This window comes from Acidovorax lacteus (assembly GCF_039540375.1).
In the GTDB taxonomy this organism is placed as follows: Bacteria; Pseudomonadota; Gammaproteobacteria; order Burkholderiales; family Burkholderiaceae_C; genus Acidovorax_G; species Acidovorax_G lacteus.
Genome location: NZ_BAABEX010000030.1, coordinates 23,893 through 40,328, shown reverse-complemented (window position 1 = coordinate 40,328; position 16,436 = coordinate 23,893). Strand labels below are relative to the sequence as shown.

Here is a 16,436-nt window from a genome sequence, read left to right as displayed (position 1 = left end):
GTGCCGGTCAGCGCAGCACTTCGAGCAGGCGGTCGAGCCCGCCCTGGTGGATGGCCACCTTGGCCTGCGCGCGCACGGCTGGTTTGGCGTGGTAGGCCACCGACAGGCCGGCCGCGCCCATCATGGGCAGATCGTTCGCACCGTCGCCCACGGCGATGGCCTGCGAGGGCGCAATGCCCAGCAGCGACGCGACTTCGAGCAGCGTGCGCCGCTTTTCGGCCCCGTCGCAAATGTCGCCCCAGCACTGGTCCACCATGCGGCCGGTGAGCACGCCGTTGTTCACTTCAAGCTGGTTCGAGCGCGCCAGGTCGATGCCCAGCCCGGCCTTCACGCGGTCGGCAAAAAAGGTGAAGCCGCCCGAGACGAGCAGCGTGGTCAGGCCTGCGGCCTTGGCGGCGGCCACCAGCGTCTGCGCGCCGGGGTTGAAGCGCAGCCGCTCGGTGAAGACGTGCTCCAGGTGCTGCACTGTCACGCCCTTGAGCAGCGCCACGCGCTGGCGCAGGCTTTCTTTGTAGTCGGTGATCAGGCCTTGCATCGCGGCTTCGGTGATCGCGGCCACCTCGGCCTTGCGGCCTGCGGCGTCGGCAATTTCGTCCACGCACTCGATGTTGATGAGGGTCGAGTCCATGTCGAACGCGATGAGCTTGAAGTCGCGCAGCGACAGCGGGCCTTGCACGCCCTGCAGCACAAGGCCAGGCGCAAATTCGGTGGGAGAGGTCATGCCGGAATAGCCAAGCGAGTCTACAAAACCCGCGATGTTAGGGCAATGCGGCCCGGGCCTCCCACCGGCAGGCCTTGCGCGCGCGGCCTCAGCGCCGCGGGGTGGGTGGCTGGCCTTGCGTGCCACGCGCGGCCTGGGCGGCGCTTTCGTTCATCTTGCCCACAAACAGGCGGATGAAGAACACCGCCATGCCCAGGGTGATGGCAATGACGGTCAGGCTCATGAGTCCGTAGTCGGTGTGCAGCAGGTCGTTCAGCAGCTTCATGGGGCGCCTCCTCGTGTGTGAGGCCCCCATCATCGACTGCGCCCCTGCAGGGCGGTTTGACGCGGCTCAACCGTGGTCCACGAAGGCCGTGATGCTGGCGGTCAGCGGCCGTCCGGCCGCGGCAGGTACAGCCGGTCGGACCAGGTGGCCAGCCACTCGGGCTTGAAGGCCACAAAGATGGCTGCGAGCATGCCGGTGACAAACGCATCGCCCCAGGCCATGAGCCAGCGGGCGACGAGCGACAGCTCGTTCCCCACCCCAGGCAAGGCGTGGCCCGCCCACTGGCCCAGCACGCTGGCCACAAACAGGCACAGCACCGTGCCCAAAAAGGCCCGGCCCAGCACGTAGATGAAGGGCTTGGGACCCAGCCAGCGGCGCAGCGCTGCGCCCAGGCCCAGCGCCAGCGTGGCGGGCACCACGCCCTGCCAGGCGATGGCGCCCAGCGCCTGCTCCCAGCCCAGCGCGGGCGAGAGCACGCAGGCGATCGCGCCCACGGCCACCAGCGCGGGGATGGCCAGCGGCCAGCCCAGCATCAGCACCACCAGGCAGGCGCCCGACCACTGCAGTTGCAGCGGCATGCGGTGCAGCGTGGGCAGGGCCCACAGCCAGGGCAGCAGCACCAGCACGGCCAGCAGCGGCGTGACCAGGGGCGACACGCCCGCGGGCCCGCCTGGCGCGGCCGGTGGCAAACGCAGCATGCGCCAGGGGCGCAGCCACAGGGCCACAGCCAGAGCGCAGGCGGTGAGCAGGGCTTCGAGCGGCATGGGCGCGGGGGGGGGGTCAGGCGGCCGCCGTGGCCGGGGTGGGCTGGCCCAGGCTGCGCAGGATGTCGCGCACGAGCTGCGCGCGGTCTTTGGCTTCGGGCAGCGCGCGTTCGATGCGCAGCTTTTCGTTGCCTGCCAGCTTGATGTGCCGGTTCTTCTGGATCAGCTCGATGATGCGCATCGGGTCCACCGGCGGCTGCGGGCGGAAGGTGATCAGGATCACGCCCGGCGTGGCATCCACCTTCACCACGCCGTAGGGCGCGCTCAGCACGCGCAGGCGGTGCACGTCGATGAGGGTTTGCGCTTGCGGCGGCAGCTTGCCAAAGCGGTCCACGATCTCTTCGAGCAGCCGGTCGATCTGGTCGGCCGTCTTGGCCGTGGCCAGCTTTTTGTAAAACGACAGGCGCAGGTGCACGTCGCCGCAGTAGTCGTCGGGCAGCAGGGCGGGCGCGTGCAGGTTGATGTCGGTGGTGACCGACAGCGGCGCGAGCAGGTCGGGCTCCTTGCCCGCCTTGAGCGAGCGCACCGCTTCGCTGAGCATCTCGTTGTAGAGCTGAAAGCCCACCTCGAGCATGTTGCCGCTCTGGCTTTCGCCCAGCACCTCGCCCGCGCCGCGGATCTCCAGGTCGTGCATGGCCAGGTAGAAGCCGCTGCCCAGCTCTTCCATCTGCTGGATGGCTTCAAGCCGCTGCTGCGCTTGCTTGGTCAGGCCGTCCACGTCGGGCACCATCAGATAGGCATAGGCTTGGTGGTGGCTACGTCCCACCCGGCCGCGCAGCTGGTGCAGCTGCGCCAGGCCAAACTTGTCGGCCCGGCTCATGATGATGGTGTTGGCCGTGGGCACGTCGATGCCAGTCTCGATGATGGTCGAGCACAGCAGCAGGTTGAAGCGCTGGGCCACGAAGTCGCGCATCACGCGCTCCAGTTCGCGCTCGGGCATCTGGCCGTGGGCCACGCCAATGCGCGCCTCGGGCAGGATTTCTTCGAGCTTCTGCCGACGGTTTTCGATGGTCTCGACCTCGTTGTGCAGGAAGTACACCTGCCCGCCGCGCTTCAATTCACGCAGCACGGCCTCGCGGATCACGCCTGTGCCTTCGTTGCGCACAAAGGTCTTGATGGCCAGGCGGCGCTGCGGCGCGGTGGCGATGACGCTCAGGTCGCGCAGGCCTTCGAGCGCCATGCCCAGCGTGCGCGGGATGGGCGTGGCCGTGAGCGTGAGCACGTCGACCTCGGCGCGCAGCTGCTTCATGGCCTCTTTGTGGCGCACGCCAAAGCGGTGCTCCTCGTCGATGATGAGCAAGCCCAGGTTGGCAAACTGGGTGGATTCGGACAGCAGCTTGTGCGTGCCGACCACGATGTCCACCGTGCCGTCTGCAATGCCCTTGATGGCCGAGTTGATCTCTTTGCCCGAGCGAAAGCGCGAGACCTCGGCAATCTTCACCGGCCACTTGGAAAAGCGGTCCACCAGCGTTTGGTAGTGCTGCTCGGCCAGCAGCGTGGTGGGGGCCAGGAATGCCACCTGCTTGCCCCCCGTGACGGCCACGAAGGCCGCGCGCAGGGCGACTTCGGTCTTGCCAAAGCCCACGTCGCCGCAGACCAGCCGGTCCATCGGGCGGGGGCTGATCATGTCCTGGATCACCGCATGGATCGCGGCTTTTTGGTCGGCGGTTTCCTCAAAGCCGAAGTCGTTGGCAAACGCCTCGTAGTCGTGCGGGCTGTAGCGGAACGCATGGCCCTGGCGCGCGGCGCGGCGGGCGTAGATGTTGAGCAGCTCGGCCGCCGAGTCGCGCACCTGCTCGGCCGCCTTGCGCTTGGCGCGTTCCCACTGGCCGCTGCCCAACTTGTGCAGCGGGGCTTCGTCGGCGCTTACGCCGGTGTAGCGGCTGATCAGCTGCAACTGGCTCACGGGCACGTACAGCACGGCCTTGTCGGCGTATTCCAGGTGCAAGAACTCTTGTAGCGCCGGGCTGCCGTCGGGGTTCTTTTCGCCCAGGTCCATGTTGACCAGGCCGCGGTAGCGCCCGATGCCGTGCTGGCTGTGCACCACCGGGTCGCCCACGTTGAGTTCGGCCAGGTCCTTGATCAGCGCCTCCACGTCGCTGACCTGCTCCTGCTTCTTGCGCCGCCGCGTGGTGGGGCCGGTGGCAAACAGCTCGGTCTCGGTCACCAGGTCGAGCACTTGCTCGCCCCAGTGGAAGCCCACCGTCACTGCGCCCGTGGCAATGCCCACGGGCTCTGCAGCCGCGTCGTCGAGGAAGGCCTGCAGCGAATCAAAGGCCGGCGGGTTCAGGCCGCTGGCGCGCAGAAAGTCGAGCAGGCTCTCGCGGCGGCCATCGCTTTCGGCCAGCAGCAGCATGCGCTGCCCGGCGCGGCGCAGGTGGGCGTGCAGGCGGGCCAGCGGGTCGTCGGCACCGCGCACCACCGACAGGTCGGGCAGGCGCTGGAACCACGCGCTGTGCGGCGAATCTTCGACCTCGCCGCGCAGCGCGAGCTGCGCATGCGCGTTGGCACGGGTGTAGAACTGCTCGGCGCTCAGAAACAGCAGCTCGGGCGGCAGTGCGGGCCGCTCGGGGTCGCCCTGCACCAAGCGAAAGCGCTCGCGCGTGTCTTGCCAGAAGCGCTGGAACGCGGGTTCCAGATCGCCATGCAGCACCACCGTGGCGGCGTCGCCCAGGTAGTCGAACACCGTGGCGGTCTCGTCGAAGAACAGCGGCAAGTAGTACTCGATGCCCGCCGTGGCCACGCCGTTGCCCATGTCCTTGTAGATGCGGCTCTTGGTCGGGTCGCCTTCGAGCATTTCGCGCCAGCGGCTGCGAAAGCGCGCGCGCGCCTCGTCGTCCATCGGGAACTCGCGGCCCGGCAGCAGGCGCACTTCGGGCACCGGGTACAGGCTGCGCTGGCTGTCGGGGTCGAAGGTGCGGATGCTGTCGATCTCGTCGTCGAACAAGTCCACCCGGTAGGGCACGAGCGAGCCCATGGGGAACAGGTCGATCAGGCCGCCGCGTACCGCGTATTCGCCCGGGCTGACCACCTGCGACACGTGGGCATATCCGGCCAGCGTGAGCTGGGCCTTCAGGCGCGCCTCGTCGAGCTTCTGCTTGGTCTTGAAGTGGAAGGTGTAGCCCGCAAGGAACGACGGCGGTGCGAGCCGGTACAGCGCCGTGGTGGCGGGCACGATCACCACGTCGGCCTCGCCCTGGCGGATGCGCCAGAGCGTGGCCAGGCGCTCGCTGATCAGGTCCTGGTGCGGCGAGAAGGTGTCGTAGGGCAGGGTTTCCCAGTCGGGAAACAGCGCACAGCGCAGGCCGGGGGCAAAAAACGCCATTTCGTCGAGCAGGCGCTGGGCATCGGTGGCATCGGCTGTCACGATGGCCGTCGCACGGCCTTGGCCGCTGTCGCGCTGGGCGAGTTGGGCCAGCAGCAGGGCGTCGGCACTGCCCACAGGGCGGGGCAGCGTGAAGCGTTTTCCGGGGGTGAGTTTGGGCAGGTCCATGCGGGGGCGTCGGGGCAGGGGGCGGCAGCGCCGAAGGGCACTGCAGACACCAAAGCCCCGGAGGGCCGCCGTGCGTGGCACGGGCGCCGTCCAGGGCGATGCGAGTGATTCTAGAATGGCCCCCCTCATGACCGATCTGGCCCTGCCTTCAATGCCTGCCCCGGTGTCGGGTACTGCCCGCCTGTGGGCGGTGGTGCCCTGCGCGGGCGTGGGCGCACGCGCCGTGCGCGCTGCGCCCGGGACTGCGTCGACCCCGTTGCCCAAGCAGTACCAGACGGTGGCAGGCCACCCGCTGGTGCTGCACACGCTGGCGGCCCTGGGCGCGGTCACGCGGCTGGCCGGTACCTTGGTGGCCGTGGCGTCGGGCGACCGCTTTCTGCATGCCTACCCACAGGTGGGGTTCTTTGTCGTGGACTGCGGCGGCCCGACCCGCGCCGAGACGGTGCGCGCAAGCCTCGACGCCCTGGTGGCCCGCGGCGCGCAGCCCACCGACTGGGTGCTGGTGCACGACGCTGCCCGCTGTCTGGTGCAGCCCGAACACATCGACGCGCTGATCGATGCCTGCCTGCCCGATGCGGTGGGCGGGCTGCTGGCGCACAAGCTGGCCGACACGCTCAAGACGGCCAGCGATGGCCCGGGCGGCGTGCGCGTGCTGTCCACGCTGGATCGCAGCGACAAGTGGCTCGCGCAGACGCCGCAGATGTTCCGCATCGGCCCGCTTATGTCGGCGCTGGATCGCATCGGCCCTGCGGCCACGGACGAGGCCAGCGCCATGGAGGCCATGGGGCTGCGCCCGCGCCTGGTGCCAGCCAGCGCGCAGAACTTCAAGGTGACGTACCCCGACGATTTCGGGCTGGCCGAGGCGGTGCTGGCCCAGCGCGGCCACGGCGGTACCCTCGAACGCTTTGGACACCGCCCGCCGGGGGTGTCGTCCTCCACGTCTTAGCACCGCGCGGTGCGCTCACAAGGTCAGACCATGCAGTTTCGGATTGGAGAAGGGTGGGATGTGCACGCGCTCGTGCCCGGGCGCCGCCTGGTGATTGGCGGCGTGGACATCCCGCACACGCAAGGCCTGCTCGGCCACTCAGACGCCGACGTGCTGCTGCACGCCATCACCGATGCGCTGCTGGGCGCGGCGGGGCTGGGGGATATCGGGCGGCATTTTCCCGACACCGATCCGGCCTTTCGCGGCGCTGATTCTGCCGTGCTGCTGGCCGAGGCCGCACGCCGCGTGCGCGCTCAGGGCTTCGAGATTGGCAACGTCGACAGCACGGTGGTGGCCCAGGCCCCGCGCCTGGCACCCCACATTGCGGCCATGCAGGCCACGATTGCGCGCACGCTGGGCGTGGAGCCCTCGCAGGTCAACGTGAAGGCCAAGACGGCCGAGCGCCTGGGCCCGGTGGGCCAGCAGGCCGCCATCGAAGCGCGGGCGGTGGCGCTGCTGCTGCGCGCCTGAGCCCGGGCCCCGGCGGCCCTGGGGCTCAGGCCCGGTCGGTGGCGCGGCGCTTGGGCAGCTGGCGCTTGATCGAGGGCCGCTGCAGGCGCTGCTTGGGGTCGCTGCCCGCGGGCACGTCGGTGGCGCGCTGCAGTTGCAGGTGCGCCACGAGTCCCCCGGTGGTGGAGTTGGCCAGCGCAAAAATGCCGCCCATGCGCTGCACGGTCTTGTCCACAATGGACAGCCCCAGGCCTGCGCCCGCAGCCGCCGTGCGGGCCGAATCGCCGCGGAAAAACGGTTTGGTAAGGTTGGCCAGCTGTTCGGGGGGCACGCCGGGTCCGTGGTCGCGCAGCTTCATCAGCACCCATTGCTCGCGGGCCTTGGCGGCGATTTCCACGGTGGTCACGCCCGTCTCGGCGTGCTTGCCGTAGCGCCGCGCGTTTTCGAGCAGGTTGGAGATCACGCGCGCCAGCTCCACCTCGTCGGCCAGCACGTTGAGGTCTTCGGGCACGTTCATCGCAATCTGCAGCTCGCGGTGGTCTTGCACGGCATACACGCAGGACGACACCACCGCATGCAGGTTCACGGGCACCAGCGTCACATGGTCGGGCCGCGCGTAGTCGAGGAACTTGTCGATGGTCGCGTCGAGCTGCACGATGTCGGCCACCATGTGCTCGCGCGCGACTTCGTCGGTCACGCTCATCTCGGTCTCCAGCCGCAGCCGGGCCAGCGGTGTGCGCAGGTCGTGCGAGATGCCGGCCAGCATCACCGCGCGGTCCTGTTCGAGCTTGGCCAGCTTCTGCGCCATGCGGTTGAAGCCGATGTTCACCTCACGGATTTCGCTGGTGACGACCTCTTCGTCCAGGTGGCTGGCCGCGAAGTCGCCGTCGCGCACGCGGTTGGCCGCATATGAGAGTTGCTTGAGCGGCCGGTTGATGAGCCGCGCAATGGCCGCGGCCCCGGCCAGCGACAGCGCTGCTGCGGTGATCAGCCAGATCAGCCAGGTGCGCCCGCCCGCCGGGCTGAAGCGCGAGCGGTCCATCAGCAGCCAGTTGGGGTCGCCGTTGATGTTGAAGCCTACCCACAGGCCTGCCTCGCCATTGACGCTTTGCGCCACGATGGTGTCGGGGCCCAGACGCTGTGTGAGCTCTTCGGTCAGGCGGCTTTCAAGGGCCGAGCCTTGCAGCAGCGTGAAACGGTCGCCGGGTTCGCGCGGCAGGATGCGCAGGCCTTCCTGGTCGGCCATGGTCTTGATCAGCGACACGCGCGCGATGGCATCGGCGTGGTTCAGCGCGGCGCGGCTCAGGTTCACCAGCGATGCGATCTGCTGGGCCGTCTGCAGCGCACGTGGTTCAAATTCGAGCGCGCGCAGTGTCTGCAGCCAGGCCAGGATGCTGCCCACCAGCAGCAGGGCCAGCAAAAAGAAGGTGCGCCAGAAGAGGTTAAGGCCGACCCGCGACTTGGGTTCGGCCTTGCGGCGCATCGATTCAAGAGGGGCCGGGCTCGTGACCTCGCCCGACGGATCGTCCGTCGCGCGACGAGCGCGGGCCCCGGGGACGGCGGCCATCGGACTCAGTTGGCCCCGTCGGGCACGAACACATAGCCCACGCCCCACACCGTCTGGATGTAGCGCGGTGCGGCCGGGTCCACCTCAACCAGCTTGCGCAGGCGCGAGACCTGCACGTCCAGGCTTCGGTCAAAGGGCTCGAACTCTCGGCCACGGGCCAGCAGGGCCAGCTTTTCACGCGACAGCGGCTGGCGCGGGTGGCGTACCAGGGCCTTGAGCATCGCGAACTCGCCGGTGGTCAGGGGCAGCTCTTCGCCGTTGCGCTGCAGGGCGCGTGTGCCCAGGTCGAACGTGAAGGGACCAAAGGTCACGACCTCGTTGTCGCCCGAGGGAGCGCCCGGGGCTTCCTGTGCGGGGCGGCGGCGCAGCACGGCATGGATACGGGCCAGCAGTTCGCGCGGGTTGAAGGGCTTGCCCAGGTAGTCGTCGGCACCCACTTCCAGGCCCACGATGCGGTCCACGTCTTCGCCCTTGGCGGTGAGCATGATGATGGGCGTGCGGTCGTTGGCCGAGCGCAGGCGGCGGCAGATGGACAGTCCGTCCTCGCCGGGCATCATCAGGTCCAGCACGATGAGATCCACTGTCTCGCGCAGCAGCAGGCGGTTGAGCGCCTTGCCGTCTTCGGCAACCATGACTTCGAAGCCTTCCTGCGTGAGGTAGCGGCGCAGCAGATCGCGGATGCGCGCATCGTCGTCCACCACGAGGATCTTGTCGGTGCGGTTGTTGTGAGTGGCCATGAAGTTCCAAATCCTATTTGTAACAGAGCCGATTCTGACCAGCTTGGTCCCGGAAGTTCGCTTTTTGCCCCGGGGTCTGACCAACTGTTACAAGTTTTGCCCCGCCTCGCAAGCCGCTTGCGGGGGCTTCACGCGCCGGGGCTGCGGCTGCGGTTATGGTGCGGCCTGATGCGGCGGCTCATGGTGGGCGGCCGTGGTTTCGCGAGGTGTTTCCACATGAATTCCATTCCCCATCGCAAGGTCTGGCTGCTGGCGGCTCTGCTGGCCTTGGGCGGCGTGCAAGTCGCCCACGCGCAGGCGCCGGTTGCGGCGCTTGCAGAGCCCCACAACGTGGTGCAACTGTCGGCCAGCGGCACGGTGGAAGTCGCGCAAGACCTGCTGGTGCTCACCCTCGCGGCCACGCGCGATGGTGCAGACGCCGCGGCCGTGCAGGCGCAGCTCAAGCAGGTGCTGGATGCGGCGCTGGCCGAAGCGCGCCGCCAGGCCCAGCCCGGGCAGCTGGAGGTGCGCACCGGCAGCTTTGGCCTGTATCCGCGCCACGGCAAAGACGGCCGCATCAGCGGCTGGCAGGGGCGCGCGGAGCTGGTGCTGGAAGGGCGCGACTTTGCGCGCATCACGGCCGTGGCTGGGCGCATCCAGGGCATGCCGATCCAGCAGGTAGGGTTTGGCCTGTCGCGTGAGGCGCGCAACCAGGTCGAGACCGCAGCGCGCACGCAGGCCATCGAGCAGTTCCGCCAGCGTGCGAGCGAACTCACGCGCAGCTTCGGGTTTGCGCAGTACAGCCTGCGTGAGGTGTCGGTGAGCGACAGCGAGCAGATGCCCCCGCCGCGCCCGCGCATGATGATGGCCATGGAAGCCAAGAGCGCAGCCATGGCCGATGCGCCCGTGCCCGTGGAGGCGGGCAAAACCCAGGTGACGGTGAGTGTGAGCGGCTCGGTGCAGATGCGCTGAGCCCGTCTGGTGGCCGCGGAAGCGGCCGCTGGATTTGGGATGAAATAGACTGCTCGTGCTTATCAATCAAGCACGAGCAGCTATGTTTTTGATAGCAAACGGTGATGTGCCCGGTGCGAAGACTTACTGGGCCGCCCAGCCGCCGTCCATGTTCCAGGCCGCGCCGCGCACGTTGTTGGCGGCGGGGGAGCAGAAGAACACGGCGAGTTCGCCCAGTTCCTCGGGCGTCGTGAACTGCATCGACGGTTCTTTTTCGCCCAGCAGCTGGCGGGTGGCGGCTTCGATGCTGATGCCTTGGGCCGCGGCTTTGGCATCTACCTGCTTTTGCACCAGCGGCGTGAGCACCCAGCCCGGGCAGATGGCGTTGCAGGTCACGCCGGTGGTGGCGGTCTCCAGCGCCGTCACCTTGGTCAGGCCCACCACGCCGTGCTTGGCGGCCACGTAGGCGGCCTTTTGGGCGGATGCCACGAGGCCGTGCACCGAGGCCACGTTGATGATCCGGCCCCAGTTTGCGGCCTTCATGGCCGGCAGCGCCAGGCGCGAGGTGTGGAAGGCGCTGCTCAGGTTGATGGCGATCACCGAGTCCCAGCGCTCGACCGGAAAGTCTTCGACATTGGCCACATGCTGGATGCCTGCGTTGTTCACCAGAATGTCCACACGGCCGAACTCGGCCGCCGCGAAGGCCATCATGGCCTCGATGTCGGCCACGCGGCTCATGTCGGCGCCGTGGTAGGCCACGCGCACGCCATGCGCCGCGCCTGCAGCGCGCACTTCGGCCTGCGGGCCCTCGGCGTCGCCGAAGCCATTGAGCACGACGTTCGCACCCTCGCGTGCCAGCGCTTTGGCGATACCCAGACCGATGCCGCTGGTCGAACCCGTGACCAGCGCGGTTTTGCCTTTCAGCATGTGTAGCTCCCTGAATCCATTACGATGCAACGCAGGCATTATCCCGCCCCGTTTGCGGCACGCGTCCCCATGATTGAACCTACGCTGAACTACGTATCCTGCCCTCTCGCCGGGACGCCTGCAGGACAGAACCCGCCGCCCGAAGGCAGCCCCGCCACGCACCGTATGGCGTACTGGGAATGGAACGCCACCGGGCGTGCCGACCACCCGCATGTGGTGGTGTGCGTGCACGGCCTGTCGCGCCAGGGGCGCGACTTTGACACCCTGGCCCGCGCGCTCGCGCCGCATGCCCGCGTGGTCTGCCCCGACGTGGTGGGCCGCGGCCAGAGCGACTGGCTGACCGACCCCATGGGCTACCAGCTCGGCACCTACGCGGTGGACATGCTCGCCATGCTCGCCCAACTGCACGCGCAAGCGCCCATCGCCACACTCGACTGGGTGGGCACCAGCATGGGCGGTTTGATCGGCATGGCCCTGACCGGTCAACCCGGCCTGGGCCTGCCCGCTCCGGTACGGCGGCTGGTGCTGAATGATGTAGGCCCTGTGATCCAGTGGGAGGCGCTGCAGCGCATCGGCCAGTACCTGGGGGCGCCGGTGCGCTTTGCGTCGCTGGACCAGGCCGCGGCCGCGCTCTGGGCCATCTCCACCAGCTTCGGGCCGCATTCCCCCGAGCAGTGGCGCGCGCTGTCGGCCCCCATGGTGCGGCCTGTGCCCGAAGGCGGCCTGGCGCTGCATTACGACCCGGCGATTGCCGTGCCGTTTCGGGCGCTGACGCGCGAGGCTGCCGAGGCGGGCGAGGCGCAGTTGTGGCAGCTGTACGACCAGATCCGTGCAGAGACGCTGCTGCTGCGCGGAGCCGACTCGGACCTGCTGGCCCCTGCCACGGCCCAGGCCATGGCCAGCCGCGGCCCCCACGCGCGCTGCATCGAGTGGCCCGGCGTGGGCCATGCCCCCACGCTGGTTGCGCCCGAGCAGGTGCAGGCTGTTGCCGCATTTGTGCTGGGCCCCGCGGAGGGAGCCTCCGGCGCATGAAGACGCATACCCACGCAGGCGCGCACGCAGGCCCTTCTGTACCCCAGGTCATCGCAGCCACAGCCCAGAGCCTGCCCGAACAGCCCCATGCGCTGGCCCGGGCCCGCGCGTTTGCCGAGCCCCTGCTCGCGGCCGAGACCCTGGATTCTGGCGAGAACACGCTGGAGCATGCCGATGCGGTGTCGGCCATCCTCAAGGGCATTGGCGGCTCCGAGGCCATGCAGGCTGCGGCCTACCTTGTGTACGCCTGCGACCACCTCAACCGCCCCGAAGAGGTGATTGCCAAAGCCTTTGGCGAGCACTTTGCGGCCTTGGCCGTAGAAACCACCAAGCTCATGAAGGTGCAGCGCCAGGCGCTGACGGCCGAGCATGTGGACGACCCCGCCGTGCAGACCGAGAACGTGCGCAAGATGCTGCTGGCCTTCTCGCGCGACCTGCGCGTGGTCATGCTGCGCCTGGCTTCGCGCCTGCAGACGCTGCGTTTTCATGCGGCCAGCAAGCGGCCCATATCGCCGAGCCTGGCGCGGGAATCGCTCCAGGTGTTTGCGCCGCTGGCCAACCGCCTGGGCATCTGGCAGATGAAGTGGGAGCTGGAGGATCTGTCCTTCCGCTTTCTGGAGCCCGACACCTACAAGGAAGTCGCCCGCCTGCTCGATGAAAAACGGGCCGAGCGCGAGCTGTCGATGGAGCAGCTGCGTGGCCGGCTCGAATCGGACCTGCGTGCGCGCAGCATCAGTGCCACCGTGCAGGGGCGGCCCAAGCACATCTACAGCATCGTCAAGAAGATGCGCGGCAAGTCGCTGCCCTTTGAGCAGGTGTTCGACGTGCGCGCGCTGCGCGTGATCGTCCCCTCTGTGAAAGACTGCTACGCCGCGCTGTCCTGGGTGCATGAGCAGTTCGAGTCGATCTCTTCGGAGTTTGACGACTACATCGCCAAGCCCAAGCCCAACGGCTACCAGTCCCTGCACACCGTGGTGCGCGACGAGTCGGGGCGTCCGGTCGAGATCCAGATCCGCACCCAGGCCATGCACGACCATGCCGAGCATGGTGTGGCAGCCCACTGGGCTTACAAGGAAGCCGGCAGCAAGGGCTACGCCGGGGTGTCGGCCAGCGGCGACTACGACGCCAAGATTGCCGTGCTGCGCCAACTGCTGGCCTGGGAGCGCGACTTGAGCGGCGCGGTGCAGGACCGCGGCCTGTTCGAAGACCGCATCTACGTGCTCACCCCCGATGCCGCCGTCATCGAACTGCCTCAGGGGGCTACGCCGGTGGACTTTGCCTACACCGTGCACACCAGCGTGGGCCACCGCTGCCGTGGCGCGCGCGTGGACGGCGCGATGGTGCCGCTCAACACCCCCTTGCAGAACGGCCAGACGGTGGAGATCACGACCGTCAAGGAGGGGCGGCCCTCGCGGGACTGGCTCAACCCCGAGCTGGGCTACCTGGTCAGCCACCGGGCCAAGGCCAAGGTACGCGCGTGGTTCAACGCGCAGGCCACGCACGAGACGGTGGCACGCGGCCGCGAGGCGGTCGAGAAGCTGCTGCAGCGCGAGGGCAAGACCGCCCTCAAGCTAGAAGACCTGGCGGTGCAACTCGGCTTCAAGTCGGCCGATGCGCTGTTCGAGGTGGTGGGCAAGGACGAGTATTCGCTGCGCAACATTGAGACCCTGCTGCGCCCGCCCGAGCCAGTGGCTGTGGTCGAAGACTACATGCCGCTCAAAAAGAGCCAGCAACGCCACGGCGGTGGGGCGCGCGGCGGCGTGCTGGTCGTGGGCATTGATTCGCTGATGACGCAACTGGCCAAGTGCTGCAAGCCCGCGCCGCCCGATGCGATTGCCGGCTTTGTCACGCGCGGCAAGGGTGTGAGCGTGCACCGCACCGACTGCAGCAATTTCCGCGAGATGGCCGCTCGCAGTGCAGAGCGCGTGATCGACGTGGAGTGGGGCCAGCCAGCCACCACTGCGGCGGCATCGGCTGTCTACCCGGTGGACGTGGCTGTGGAGGCCGCCGACCGCCAGGGGTTGCTGCGCGATATCTCCGAAGTGTTCGCCCGCGAGAAGACCAATGTGATCGGGGTGCAAACCCAGTCGGTGCGCGGCACGGCCTGGATGACGTTCACGGTGGAGGTGGCCGACTCCGGTCGGCTGCACAAGGTGCTCGCGCAGGTCGCGGCCGTGGCGGGCGTGCGGTCGGCACGCCGGCGATGATGCGCGTGGCCTGCTTGCGGGTTGCTGCGCCGGGAAGGTGATTTTTCCTGCTATACTCCCGCTTCTCGAACAAACACAGGCGCGTAGCTCAGCTGGTTAGAGCACCACCTTGACATGGTGGGGGTCGTTGGTTCGAGTCCAATCGCGCCTACCAGACCAAGGGGCTTGCCGTTACGGCAAGCCCCTTTTTCTTTGGCGTTTTGCAAGTGCGGGGTGTCCGCGCATCAGGGTTAACCTGCGCGCCGCAGCGGGGGCGCGTGCCTAGAATCTGTTGCACTGCAATAGATTCGATTCGACACGTGGGCCGCAGGCCCAAGGAGTAGGCTTCCGTGCCAGACAACCAGGGTGCCACCGGCGGCAAGTCCGGTCAGCGCGTCATCAAAAAGTATCCCAACCGACGGCTCTACGACACCGACACGTCCACCTACATCACCCTGGCCGAAGTCCGGCAACTGGTGATGGACCACCAAAATGTGGTGGTGCGCGATGCCAAGAGCGGCGAAGACCTCACGCGCAGCATCCTGCTGCAGATCATCCTGGAAGAGGAAGCAGGCGGCGCGCCCATGTTCTCTGAGGCAGTGCTGGCGAACATCATCCGTTTTTATGGCCACGCCATGCAGGGCTTCATGGGTGCCTACCTTGAGAAGAACGTGCAGGCCTTCACCGACCTGCAGACCCGCCTGGCTGAGCAGTCCCAGCACATCACGCCCGAGATGTGGGCGCAGTTCATGAACCTGCAGTCGCCCATGCTCAAAGGCATGATGGGCAACTACGTCGAGCAGTCGCAGACCATGCTTGCACAGATGCAGGAGCAGATGCAAAAGCAGACCGAGCAGATGCTCGGGGCCTTCGGTCTCAAGCAGCGCTGACGCGGGGCGGCCGCTGCGCTGCCACAGACGGTGTGAGGCCGGCGTGTTCGGCGCGGCCCATAACTGGGACAATACAGGGATGAGCGACACGATCACCCCTGCCATCCCTGCGGCGTCCACCCCGCCTCCCCGCGTGGGGTTTGTGAGTCTTGGTTGTCCCAAGGCACTCACCGACTCCGAACTCATCCTGACCCAACTGAGCGCGGAGGGGTATCAAACCTCCAAGACGTTCGAGGGCGCGGATCTCGTCATCGTGAACACCTGCGGCTTCATTGACGATGCGGTCAAGGAAAGTCTGGACACCATCGGCGAGGCCCTGGCTGAGAACGGCAAGGTCATCGTCACCGGCTGCCTGGGCGCCAAGTCGGCCGAAGACGGTGGGAACCTGGTGCGGCAGATTCACCCCAGCGTGCTGGCCGTGACCGGCCCGCACGCCACGCAGGAGGTGATGGACGCGGTGCACCAGCACCTGCCCAAGCCGCATGATCCGTTTCTCGACCTTGTGCCTGGCGGTTTCGGCGTTGCAGGCATCAAGCTCACGCCGCGCCACTACGCCTACCTCAAGATCAGCGAGGGTTGCAACCACCGTTGCACCTTCTGCATCATTCCGTCCATGCGCGGTGACTTGGTCTCGCGCCCGATCGGCGACGTGCTCAAGGAAGCGCAGGCGCTTTTCGAAGGCGGCGTGAAAGAGCTGCTGGTGATCAGCCAGGACACCTCGGCGTACGGCGTGGACGTGAAGTACCGCACCGGCTTCTGGGACGGCAAGCCGGTCAAGACCCGCATGCTCGAACTGGTGCAAGCGCTCGGCGATCTGGCCGAGCCGTATGGCGCGTGGGTGCGCTTGCACTACGTGTACCCCTATCCGTCGGTGGACGAGGTGATTCCGCTGATGGCCACGGGCCGCGTGCTGCCGTACCTGGATGTGCCCTTCCAGCACAGCCATCCTGATGTATTGCGCCGCATGAAGCGGCCCGCCAGCGGCGAGAAGAACCTGGAGCGCATCCAGCGCTGGCGCGAGATGTGCCCTGACATCGTGATCCGCAGCACCTTCATTGCGGGCTTCCCTGGTGAAACCGAAGCCGAGTTCGAGCACCTGCTCGACTTTGTGCGAGAGGCCCAGATCGACCGCGCAGGCTGCTTTGCTTACAGCGCCATTCCGGGCGCCACCGCCAACGAACTGCCCGGCATGCTGCCGCAAGAGGTCCGCGATGAGCGCCGTGCGCGCTTCATGGCTGTGGCCGAAGAGGTGTCGGTGTCCAAGCTGCAGCGGCGCGTGGGCGCCAGCATGCAGGTGCTGGTGGATTCGGCGCCTGCCATGGGCCGCAAGGGCGGCCGGGGCCGCAGCTATGCCGACGCGCCGGAGATCGATGGCGTGGTCCACCTGCTGCCCCCGGAAAAGATCAGCAAGCAGCTCAAGGTCGGCGAGTTCACCCGTGCCCGGATCGTGGGTACGCAGGGACACGATCTGGTGGCTGTGCCGGTGTGA

14 protein-coding genes and 1 tRNA gene are annotated in these 16,436 nt (G+C 67.8%); 8 read left to right on the top strand and 7 right to left on the bottom strand.

The annotated features are described in order from the left end of the window. Nucleotides 1-7: 7 nt before the first annotated feature. From serB to mfd, 4 genes are all read right to left on the bottom strand, one after another. Nucleotides 8-721 carry a phosphoserine phosphatase SerB gene (gene serB / locus ABD866_RS15060; protein WP_345066979.1) on the bottom strand — a complete coding sequence of 238 codons (714 nt, stop codon included), beginning with the start codon at nucleotides 719-721 and terminating at the stop codon, nucleotides 8-10. A gap of 88 nt (nucleotides 722-809) precedes the next feature. Beyond that, on the bottom strand, nucleotides 810-986 hold the full coding sequence (locus ABD866_RS15055) for a DUF3149 domain-containing protein (RefSeq protein WP_345066976.1): 177 nt from the start codon (nucleotides 984-986) through the stop codon (nucleotides 810-812). Nucleotides 987-1,087: 101 nt separating this feature from the next. Further along, complete coding sequence (locus tag ABD866_RS15050) at nucleotides 1,088-1,750, bottom strand: hypothetical protein (protein ID WP_345066973.1); 663 nt, start codon at nucleotides 1,748-1,750, stop codon at nucleotides 1,088-1,090. A gap of 16 nt (nucleotides 1,751-1,766) precedes the next feature. Next, complete coding sequence (gene mfd, locus ABD866_RS15045; protein ID WP_345066970.1) at nucleotides 1,767-5,243, bottom strand: transcription-repair coupling factor; 3,477 nt, start codon at nucleotides 5,241-5,243, stop codon at nucleotides 1,767-1,769. A gap of 127 nt (nucleotides 5,244-5,370) precedes the next feature. On the opposite strand from mfd, the gene ABD866_RS15040 reads away from it, so the two are divergent. Together ABD866_RS15040 and ispF are read left to right on the top strand one after the other, a co-directional pair. Then, a complete protein-coding gene (locus ABD866_RS15040; protein ID WP_345066967.1) occupies nucleotides 5,371-6,189 on the top strand; it encodes an IspD/TarI family cytidylyltransferase in 819 nt (272 codons plus the stop codon). A gap of 30 nt (nucleotides 6,190-6,219) precedes the next feature. Beyond that, nucleotides 6,220-6,699: a 2-C-methyl-D-erythritol 2,4-cyclodiphosphate synthase gene (gene ispF / locus ABD866_RS15035; protein ID WP_345066964.1), complete on the top strand. Its 480-nt coding sequence runs from the start codon at nucleotides 6,220-6,222 to the stop codon at nucleotides 6,697-6,699. Nucleotides 6,700-6,724: 25 nt separating this feature from the next. Here the strand turns inward: ispF and ABD866_RS15030 are convergent, their stop codons facing one another. Then, a complete protein-coding gene (locus ABD866_RS15030) occupies nucleotides 6,725-8,245 on the bottom strand; it encodes a sensor histidine kinase (protein WP_345066961.1) in 1,521 nt (506 codons plus the stop codon). Nucleotides 8,246-8,250: 5 nt separating this feature from the next. After that, entirely contained in the window at nucleotides 8,251-8,982 is a 732-nt protein-coding gene (gene ompR / locus ABD866_RS15025) for an osmolarity response regulator transcription factor OmpR (RefSeq protein WP_345066958.1), read from the bottom strand. Between the two features lie 216 nt (nucleotides 8,983-9,198). Between ompR and ABD866_RS15020 the strand changes: the two genes are divergently transcribed. Next, nucleotides 9,199-9,933 (top strand): SIMPL domain-containing protein, encoded by a 735-nt coding sequence (locus tag ABD866_RS15020; protein WP_345066955.1) that lies wholly within the window; start codon nucleotides 9,199-9,201, stop codon nucleotides 9,931-9,933. Between the two features lie 123 nt (nucleotides 9,934-10,056). Here ABD866_RS15020 and ABD866_RS15015 read toward each other — a convergent pair whose 3' ends face one another. Then, nucleotides 10,057-10,839 carry a 3-hydroxybutyrate dehydrogenase gene (locus tag ABD866_RS15015; RefSeq protein ID WP_345066952.1) on the bottom strand — a complete coding sequence of 261 codons (783 nt, stop codon included), beginning with the start codon at nucleotides 10,837-10,839 and terminating at the stop codon, nucleotides 10,057-10,059. 69 nt (nucleotides 10,840-10,908) lie between these two features. On the opposite strand from ABD866_RS15015, the gene ABD866_RS15010 reads away from it, so the two are divergent. From ABD866_RS15010 to rimO, 5 genes are all read left to right on the top strand, one after another. Beyond that, complete coding sequence (locus ABD866_RS15010; protein ID WP_345066949.1) at nucleotides 10,909-11,871, top strand: alpha/beta fold hydrolase; 963 nt, start codon at nucleotides 10,909-10,911, stop codon at nucleotides 11,869-11,871. Continuing rightward, entirely contained in the window at nucleotides 11,868-14,078 is a 2,211-nt protein-coding gene (locus ABD866_RS15005) for a RelA/SpoT family protein (RefSeq protein WP_345066947.1), read from the top strand. Before ABD866_RS15010 ends, ABD866_RS15005 begins: the two co-directional genes overlap by 4 nt. Nucleotides 14,079-14,155: 77 nt before the next feature. Beyond that, nucleotides 14,156-14,232: transfer RNA gene (locus ABD866_RS15000), tRNA-Val, on the top strand. Between the two features lie 175 nt (nucleotides 14,233-14,407). Next, on the top strand, nucleotides 14,408-14,947 hold the full coding sequence (gene phaR / locus ABD866_RS14995) for a polyhydroxyalkanoate synthesis repressor PhaR (RefSeq protein WP_345066944.1): 540 nt from the start codon (nucleotides 14,408-14,410) through the stop codon (nucleotides 14,945-14,947). Between the two features lie 79 nt (nucleotides 14,948-15,026). Then, nucleotides 15,027-16,436 carry a 30S ribosomal protein S12 methylthiotransferase RimO gene (rimO, locus tag ABD866_RS14990; protein ID WP_345066942.1) on the top strand — a complete coding sequence of 470 codons (1,410 nt, stop codon included), beginning with the start codon at nucleotides 15,027-15,029 and terminating at the stop codon, nucleotides 16,434-16,436.